The sequence below is a fragment of the Mycobacterium sp. 852002-51971_SCH5477799-a genome, assembly GCF_001667145.1.
Taxonomy (GTDB): Bacteria; Actinomycetota; Actinomycetes; order Mycobacteriales; family Mycobacteriaceae; genus Mycobacterium.
Genome location: NZ_LZIF01000043.1, coordinates 78,235 through 85,014, shown reverse-complemented (window position 1 = coordinate 85,014; position 6,780 = coordinate 78,235). Strand labels below are relative to the sequence as shown.

Annotated in this window: 6 protein-coding genes; 3 read left to right on the top strand and 3 right to left on the bottom strand. The window is 68.2% G+C overall.

What is annotated here, in order from left to right:
- Window positions 1-368: heat shock protein transcriptional repressor HspR (locus A5753_RS04575; protein ID WP_156655939.1), on the top strand; the 368-nt coding region annotated here is incomplete at its 5' end.
- A gap of 147 nt (window positions 369-515) precedes the next feature.
- On the opposite strand, the gene A5753_RS04570 is transcribed toward A5753_RS04575, so the two are convergent.
- The 3 genes from A5753_RS04570 to A5753_RS04560 are packed head-to-tail and all read right to left on the bottom strand — an operon-like array spanning window position 516 to window position 3,075.
- Entirely contained in the window at window positions 516-1,418 is a 903-nt protein-coding gene (locus A5753_RS04570; protein ID WP_067123868.1) for an aldose 1-epimerase, read from the bottom strand.
- 2 nt (window positions 1,419-1,420) lie between these two features.
- Entirely contained in the window at window positions 1,421-2,599 is a 1,179-nt protein-coding gene (locus tag A5753_RS04565) for an FAD-binding oxidoreductase (RefSeq protein WP_067123865.1), read from the bottom strand.
- A 32-nt stretch (window positions 2,600-2,631) separates the two neighbouring features.
- Window positions 2,632-3,075, bottom strand: a complete 444-nt coding sequence (locus A5753_RS04560) for a DUF3060 domain-containing protein (protein WP_067123863.1) — start codon at window positions 3,073-3,075, stop codon at window positions 2,632-2,634.
- 120 nt (window positions 3,076-3,195) lie between these two features.
- On the opposite strand from A5753_RS04560, the gene clpB reads away from it, so the two are divergent.
- Together clpB and ttfA are read left to right on the top strand one after the other, a co-directional pair.
- Window positions 3,196-5,742 (top strand): ATP-dependent chaperone ClpB, encoded by a 2,547-nt coding sequence (gene clpB, locus A5753_RS04555; protein WP_067123861.1) that lies wholly within the window; start codon window positions 3,196-3,198, stop codon window positions 5,740-5,742.
- A 113-nt stretch (window positions 5,743-5,855) separates the two neighbouring features.
- Window positions 5,856-6,737: a trehalose monomycolate transport factor TtfA gene (ttfA, locus tag A5753_RS04550; protein ID WP_067123859.1), complete on the top strand. Its 882-nt coding sequence runs from the start codon at window positions 5,856-5,858 to the stop codon at window positions 6,735-6,737.
- Window positions 6,738-6,780 lie beyond the last annotated feature (43 nt).

Genomic DNA, 6,780 nt, shown 5'->3' with positions numbered 1-6,780 from the left:
AAGAGGACGCGCGGACCTTCCTGATCTCGGTGGCCGCCGAACTGGCCGGCATGCACGCCCAAACGCTGCGCACCTACGACCGGCTCGGCCTGGTCAGCCCGCGCCGGACTTCCGGTGGGGGACGCCGCTATTCGGAGCACGACGTCGACCTGCTACGTGAGGTGCAGCGGCTCTCGCAGGACGAGGGGGTCAACCTCGCCGGCATCAAGCGGATCATCGAGCTGACCAATCAGGTCGAGGCGCTGCAGGCCCGGGTCAAGGAATTGACCGACGAGCTGGCGCAGACGCGGGCCAGCCAGCGCCGCGATGTGGCTGTGGTGCCCAAGAGCACCGCGCTGGTGGTGTGGCAGCCGCGCCGGGGACGCTGATTTCGCTCGATTTCACTTGCGCCCCAACGGTTCCTGTCTCCGGAGGTATACAACCTTCGCGAAAGCGCTAGCACATGTGCTGGCGCTTTTCGCATTCACCTAACGCCCACCAGACAGCGACTGCAGTGACCGAAGTGGTCCCTGCGATCACACCCGGATCGAAAACTGGGTGATCGCCGGCTCGCCCGGTGGCGCGCAGCGGTAGCCGCCGCGGCGCAGCGCGTCGGTCGGTGCGGTCATGGGCTCGAAGCACACGATCGCCTTCGTGGGGTCGTCGGGCGCCGGCGCGAAAATCTGCGCCGCCGGATAGCCCTGCTCGAAGTGCACCTCGATGCGCCGCCCGCCACCGGACACCGCGAACACCGAGCCCTCGGCCACCTGATCGAAGGCATCGTCGAAAGCCTTGTCGCGCAATGCCTCTTCGCTCGCCGGCACTGGCTTCGAGTCGCCGGTCGGCAACCCCTCGTCGTCGAGGGCCAGATGCCGCAGCGGGGGCGTCTCAATGGTCCACTCGGCCCGTGGCGCATCGGGCAACTGCAGGTAGGGATGGAATCCGAAACACAGCGGCACCGCACGGTCGCCGGTCGCGGTGACGGTGGTCCGGACCGTCAGCGTCCGGTCGCTCAGCCGCACCGTCACGGTCAGCACGTGCGGGTACGGGAAGCTGGCCAGTAAGCGGGAATCGGCACCGAAATCCAGTTCCGCGGTCAGCTCCTCAGCGGTCTCGGCCGTCACCCGCCATCCGGGGTAGGCGGCCAAGACGCCGTGAATGGGTAGCCCGTTGGGGTCGGCGCGCACGCCGTTTTCCCCCGGCGTCAGCGTCACGGTGACGTCTTGTGCGCGATAGGTGTTCTCGCCCAACCGATTTGCCCACGGGTACAGTATCGGGATTCCCATCGTCTTGCCGTCCGATATGTACGCGTCCAGGCCGCGGCGCTGGCCCAGCAGCTCGACCCCGGCGTCGCGCAGCGACGTGCCGATCATCCCCGCCTCGGGGACGAACTGCGCAACCACCGGCGCCAAGGGATCGTGCAGGGTGACGACGTGCATGGCTACCTCCATAGCGGATCATGCTGAATGTGTTGGGGCGGAGCGCCTTTGGCGATCAGGGCGGCCTTGGTGGCGTTCACCATCGCCGGCCCGCCGCACACCAGGATCTGGCGATCGCCCCAGCCGCCGTACTTGGTCACGACGTCGGGCAGGCGCCCGATCTGGTGCACGTGCAGGCCGCGTGGCGGCGTGACGTCGGGATAGTCGGCGGCCCACGACGGGTCGCTGTTGTACTCCGAGACGGGCGATACCGATAGCCACGAGTTGTGGGACGCGACCTGCCAGAGGGTCGGCAGATCGTAGAGTTCGCAGCGGTATCGGGCGCCGAAGAAAAGGTGTATCCGCGGGTTCACCGCGAACCGGGCGAGGTCCATGATCAACGCCCGCAACGGCGCCAGGCCCGTGCTGCCGGCCACCATCAGCACGTCCTCCCCGTCGCGGTCGACCCGCAGGCCGCCGTGGGGGCTGGAGAGCCGCCACCGGTCGCCGCCGCGCGTTTCGTTGACGATTGCGGTGCTGACCAAGCCGCCCGGGACCAGACGGACGTGGAACTCGATCCCACCGCTCGGGTCGGCCGGAATCGCCGGGCTCAAATACCGCCAGCGGTGCGGGCATTGGGGCACGTGGACGTGGACATATTGGCCGGGGTGATAGTGCATCGGCTGATCGAGTTGCAGGCGGACGACCGCCAAATCCCGCGACACCCGCAGATGCTCGATCACGGTGCCGTCCCACCAGGCGGGCCCATCCTCGGCGTCGGCGGCGCCGCTCATCACCCCGGTGATCAGGTTCAGCGACTGCCCGGCCGCCTCGTCGATGGCGTCGGTCCAGGCCGCGCCCAGGTGGGCGCGCAGCGTCGTCAGCAACGCCCGGCCCAGCGTCTCGTAATGCGGGGACAGCACACCGTATTTGCGGTGATCGCGGCCGAGCTGGGCCAGGAACGCCACCGGCTCCTGCGTGCGCCGCGCGACCAGCTCGCCGTACACCCAGTGCATCGCGTGGCCGAAAGCCCGCCGCTGGGCCGCCATTTCGGGTGGGAACAGGTCGCGCACCGACCCGTCGAGGGCGAACCAATGGGTGTAGAAGCGGTGGATGAGCTCACCGGAATCGGCCGGCCCCGAACCCTGGGATGCGAAGGCATCGCGCAGCAATCGCAGTGCGTCGACGTCCTCCAGGCCCACGGGCCCCGATTCTAGGCTCGGCCGCCGATGACTCAGCCCTGTCGAACGGTGTTGGTCGTCCCGACGTCGTCGATCTTGGGCGAACCCCAGTGGTAAAGAACGACGTTGCCGGTGCCCGACGCGCTCACCGCGTCAGTGCTGTCGACCGCGACGTGGTTGCCGCTGCCGGAGACGCTGACGCTGGTGCAGTGCCCGGTGAGGGTGATGGTGTTGTTCTTCCCGCTCACCGACAGATAGCCGGCGTGGCAGGAAATGGTTTTTGTTGTGCCGGTCCCGTTGACCTGCAGCGTGCCGGCTTGCGGGACGGTGGTCGACGGGTTATCTCCGGAGAAATCGGCGTGCAACCCGACCATCACCAGGCCCGCGACGGCCAGTCCGGCGGCCACCGCGGCGAGCCAGAACTTCTGCGGAACGCGGCGCGAAGTTCTGTCGGGCTTGTCGCCGCCCTGGTCGGGGGGCTGTGTCGTCTGCGTCATCGATACGGGGGTACCCCGGAGGCCATACCGCCCAAAACTCAGTAGAGTTGAGCGGAACAGACTCAACCTTGACGACGTTGAACAAGCGGACAAGCATTTTCTACTACGAACGGAGGTGTCGTGGACTCTTTCAACCCGACCACCAAGACCCAAGCGGCGCTGACCTCGGCGCTGCAGGCGGCCTCGGCCGCCGGTAACCCCGAGATCCGGCCCGCGCACCTGCTGATGGCCCTGCTGACACAGGCGGACGGCATCGCCGCGCCGCTGCTCGAGGCCGTCGGCGTCGACCCGGCCACCATTCGCGCCGAAACCGAGCGGGTGCTGGAGCGGCTGCCGCAGATCAGCGGCGCCAGCTCGCAGCCGCAGCTGTCGCGCGAGTCGCTGGCCGCCGTCACCACCGCCCAGCAACTGGCCACCGAGATGAACGACGAGTACGTCTCGACCGAGCATCTTCTGGTCGGCCTGGCCACCGGCGACTCCGACGTGGCCAAGCTGTTGACCGGCCACGGCGCCTCGCCCCAGGCGTTGCGCGACGGGTTCGTCAAGGTGCGCGGCAGCGGCCGGGTCACCAGCCCGGAGCCGGAGGCGACCTATCAGGCGCTGGAGAAGTACTCGACCGACCTCACCGAGCGGGCCCGCGACGGCAAACTCGACCCGGTCATCGGACGCGACAACGAGATTCGCCGCGTCGTGCAGGTCCTGTCCCGTCGCACCAAGAACAACCCGGTGCTGATCGGTGAGCCCGGCGTCGGCAAGACCGCCATCGTGGAGGGCCTGGCCCAGCGCATCGTCGCGGGTGATGTGCCCGAGAGCCTGCGCGACAAGACCGTCATCAGCCTGGACCTGGGATCGATGGTGGCAGGCGCGAAGTACCGCGGCGAGTTCGAGGAACGCCTCAAGGCCGTCCTCGACGACATCAAGAACTCCGCCGGACAGATCATCACCTTCATCGACGAGCTGCACACCATCGTCGGCGCCGGCGCGACCGGCGAGGGCGCGATGGACGCCGGCAACATGATCAAGCCGATGCTGGCCCGCGGTGAGCTGCGGCTGGTCGGCGCCACCACGCTCGACGAGTACCGAAAGTACATCGAAAAGGACGCCGCGCTGGAGCGCCGCTTCCAGCAGGTGCTGGTGGGCGAGCCCTCAGTGGAGGACACCGTCGGCATCCTGCGCGGGCTGAAGGACCGCTACGAGGTGCACCACGGGGTCCGCATCACCGACTCGGCCCTGGTGGCCGCCGCCACGCTGTCCGACCGCTACATCACCGCACGCTTCCTGCCGGACAAGGCCATCGACCTGGTCGACGAGGCCGCCAGCCGGCTGAAGATGGAGATCGACTCCCGGCCCGTCGAGATCGACGAGGTCGAGCGGTTGGTGCGCCGGCTCGAGATCGAGGAGATGGCGCTGGCCAAGGAGGAGGACGAGGCGTCCAAGGAGCGGCTGGACAAGCTGCGCTCCGAGTTGGCTGACCAGAAGGAGAAGCTGTCCGAGCTCACCACCCGCTGGCAGAACGAGAAGAACGCCATCGATGTGGTCCGCGAGCTCAAGGAGCAGCTCGACACTTTGCGCGGGGAGTCCGAGCGCGCCGAGCGCGACGGTGACCTGGCCAAGGCGGCCGAACTGCGTTACGGGCGCATCCCCGAGGTCGAGAAGAAACTCGACGCCGCGCTGCCGCAGGCCGAGGCCCGCGAGAACGTGATGCTCAAGGAGGAGGTCGGTCCCGACGACATCGCCGAGGTGGTGTCCGCGTGGACCGGAATCCCGGCCGGGCGGATGCTCGAGGGCGAGACCGCCAAGCTGCTGCGGATGGAAGACGAGCTGGGTCAGCGCGTCATCGGACAGAAGAAGGCCGTCACAGCGGTCTCGGACGCCGTGCGGCGTTCCCGGGCCGGCGTCGCCGACCCCAACCGGCCCACCGGATCGTTCATGTTCCTCGGGCCGACTGGCGTTGGGAAGACCGAGCTGGCCAAGGCGCTGGCGGAGTTCCTGTTCGACGACGAACGCGCGATGGTCCGCATCGACATGAGCGAATACGGCGAGAAGCACTCGGTGGCCCGCCTCGTCGGCGCCCCGCCCGGATACATCGGTTACGACCAGGGCGGTCAGCTGACGGAGGCGGTGCGGCGGCGTCCGTACACGGTGATCCTGTTCGACGAGATCGAAAAGGCGCACCCGGACGTGTTCGACGTGTTGCTGCAGGTGCTCGACGAGGGCCGGCTGACCGACGGGCAGGGCCGCACCGTCGACTTCCGCAACACCATCCTGATCCTGACCTCCAACCTGGGATCGGGGGGCAGCGAGGAGCAGGTGATGGCCGCCGTGCGCTCGGCGTTCAAGCCGGAGTTCATCAACCGGCTCGACGACGTGATCATCTTCCACGGCTTGGAGCCCGGTGAGCTGGTGCAGATCGTCGACATCCAGTTGGCCCAGCTGCAGAAGCGGCTGGCTCAGCGCCGCCTCACCCTCGAGGTGTCGCTGCCGGCCAAGCAGTGGCTGGCTCATCGCGGATTCGACCCGGTCTACGGCGCCCGGCCGCTGCGCCGCCTGGTGCAGCAGGCCATCGGTGACCAGCTGGCCAAGATGTTGTTGGCCGGCGACGTGCACGACGGCGACACCGTTCCGGTGAACGTCAGCCCCGACGGCGACTCGCTGATCCTGGGCTAACCGGGGAGGGGGACCATCTGCGGTCCGGCGATAGGCGGCTGGTGCCAGCTGTGATTGGGTTGTGACCTGGTCGCCTTCTATCTTCTGGGCCAATAGCAGATACCCTGTTTTGGATGGTCCCCCTCTGGTTCACGCTCTCCGCGCTGTGCTTTGTCGGCGCGGGAGTGTTGCTGTACGTCGACATCGATCGGCGGCGCGGGCGCAGCAGGCGCCGCAGGTCGTGGGCCCGGTCGCACGGGTTCGACTACGAAAATGAATCAGCCGACATCCTCAAGCGCTGGAAGCGTGGGGTGATGTCGACGGTCGGCGACGTCGCCGCCCAGAACGTGGTGCTGGGTCAGATCCGCGGCGAGGCCGTCTACATCTTCGACCTCGAAGAGGTCGCCACCGTCATCGCGCTGCACCGCAAGGTGGGCACCAACGTCGTGGTGGACCTGCGTCTGAAGGGACTCAAAGAGCCACGGGAAAGCGACATTTGGCTGTTGGGTGCGATCGGGCCGCGAATGGTCTATTCCACCAATCTGGACGCCGCTCGGCGCGCCTGCGACCGCCGCATGGTCACCTTCGCGCACACCGCACCGGACAGCGCCGAGATCATGTGGAACGAACAGAACTGGACGCTGGTGGCGATGCCGATCACCAGCACGCGCACCGAGTGGGACGAGGGATTGCGCACCGTGCGCCAGTTCAACGATCTGTTACGGGTGCTGCCCCCGCTGCCGGAGGAGGCGCCGCAGGAGGCCGGTGCGCCGTCGGGTCCGCGCAACGCCTCACCCAGCCGGCCCTTGGCGCCGGCGGGCCGCGCCGAGCTGGCGCCCCGGCGCGCGCAGCAGGACGTGGCGGGGCTGTTGGGCCCCGACGTGCAGCCGGGTCGCCGCGCCGCCGAGCCGCTCCGGCGCGACCAGCCACGGCCCGCCGATGGTCGCTCGGAGACCATCCGGCGTCCACCCCCCGCCGGGCGCAACGGCCACCAGGCCAACAACTATCAGCGCTGACGCCGGGCGGCGGCCGATGAAGCCGCCGTCATTAGGATGTCGC